Genomic DNA, 2,094 nt, shown 5'->3' on the forward strand with positions numbered 1-2,094 from the left:
TTTTTGGAAAAGGTCGGGAGTCAACACCTGCGCCATCGCAGAAGCGATTTCCCGTTCGTTTGGCCAGAGGTCTCTCAAATACACCGGTTGACCTGCCGGGTCGAAGCCGATCGGCTCGTTGACGAGGTCGCGGGTAACCGATCCGGCCAGGGCAGCCGCCACAACGAGCGGTGGTGAAGCCAGATAATTCGCTTTGACGAGGGGATGGATTCGACCTTCAAAATTGCGGTTTCCGCTGAGGACGGCCGCGACCACAAGGTTGCCCCGTTTAATGGTCTCGGCGACGGCCTCTGGCAAGGGCCCGCTATTGCCAATACACGTCGTGCATCCGTATCCGACAAGGGCGAATCCGAGCTTTTCCAAATAGGGGAGAAGGCCCAGGCGTTCAAGGTAATCGGTGACCACGCGCGATCCCGGCGCGAGGCTCGTCTTCACGTAAGGGGGAACCGTGAGGCCTTTTTCACAGGCCTTTTTCGCCAGCAATCCGGCTGCAATCATCAACTTGGGATTGCTTGTGTTCGTGCAGCTTGTAATGGCGGCGATGACGACCGAGCCGTGGCCGAGGGTGACTTCTTTCCCATCCCAGCGAAAGCTCTCTTGACGCGTGACTGCCTCCGGCGCGAGTCCAAAACCCCGCTTGTCCGGGGGTGCTGTCAGGGCTTCCGCGAAGCTTTTTGCCAGTCTGGTGACGGGAACTCTGTCCTGGGGGCGCTTGGGGCCTGCTACCGAGCCCTCCACGGTGGACAGGTCGAGGCGAAGAACCTTTGTATAGCTGGGTACGGGATCACCCGGCTTGCGGAAAAGCCCCTGCTCTTTGCAGTACCTTTCAACCAGTTCGACAACTTCAGCGGGCCGACCGGTTTCCTTCAGATAGTGGAGCGTTTGATCATCAATGGGGAAAAAGCCCATGGTCGCCCCGTATTCGGGCGCCATGTTGGCCAGTACCGCCCGGTCATAGACGGGCATGCGAGCAACGGCCTCGCCGAAGAATTCGACGAATTTTCCGACAACTCCCTCTTTGCGCAGCAACTCGGTGACGGTGAGCACCAGATCCGTCGCGGTGACGCCTTCCCGCAAATCACCCACCAGTTCCAGGCCCACCACTTCTGGGGCAAGCATGTACATGGGCTGGCCGAGCATGGCGGCTTCAGCCTCAATTCCTCCCACTCCCCAGCCCAGCACACCAAGCCCGTTGATCATTGTGGTGTGGCTATCCGTCCCCACCAGGGTGTCCGGGTAAGCCAGTCCCTGATCATTGGTGACAACACACCGGGCAAGATATTCCAGATTGATCTGATGGATGATTCCGGCTGCCGGCGGGACGACACGGAGATTGGCGAGGCTCACCTGCCCCCAGCGGAGAAACTCGTACCGCTCTCGATTCCGCTCGAACTCCAGGCGAACGTTTTTCTGGAAGGATTCCCTGTCCCCAAAAAAGTCCACCTGGACAGAATGATCAATCACAAGATCGACCGGGATAAGGGGGTTGACGCGGGAAGGCTGGCCCCCCATCCGGTGAATCGCACTGCGCATAGCGGCCAGGTCCACCAGGGCCGGGACCCCGGTAAAATCCTGAAGGATGACCCGGGCAGGCTTGAACGGCACGTCGATGTCCGCACGGCCTTTGGAATCGGCCCATCGGGCGAGCCGCTTGACATCGTCTTCCGTAATGGAAAACCCGTCGCATTGCCGCAGGACGGATTCCAGCAAAATGCGGATGGAATAGGGAAGCTCCGTCATCCGCGTTAGTCCCAGGTCTTCAAGCCGGGCAAGGCGAAAGAATTTCCACGCACCCGCGGAAGTACGCAGTTCGCCCAGAGCCTGGAACGGATCGTCCGCAATTCTCACCGTCACGGTATCATTTCCCTCGCATTCGTCTCAACCTGGTCAACGTTGCCTCGACCGGAACATGCTATCCTATCTCTTCGCGTGGCTCCTGGGTAGTGCAGCCCGGCCATTGCCGCGGATCTGCTCAGAAGAAGATACAGCGCCTAACCGGAGCCAAACCGAAAGACCCGGGCGGAGGACATTTCACCGGAGGGCGTGCGGCTTGGCAGGATTCACTCTCTGGGAGCTTCGCAACGGGCAGTCTAT

At 59.4% G+C, this 2,094-nt stretch carries 1 protein-coding gene; it reads right to left on the reverse strand.

The window, feature by feature from the left end:
- Positions 1-1,854 (reverse strand): aconitate hydratase AcnA (gene acnA, locus H5U08_RS16735; RefSeq protein ID WP_297035679.1); only part of this gene is annotated, 1,854 nt, incomplete at its 3' end.
- Positions 1,855-2,094 lie beyond the last annotated feature (240 nt).

The organism is Thermogutta sp. (assembly GCF_014359955.1).
Lineage (GTDB): Bacteria > Planctomycetota > Planctomycetia > Pirellulales > Thermoguttaceae > Thermogutta.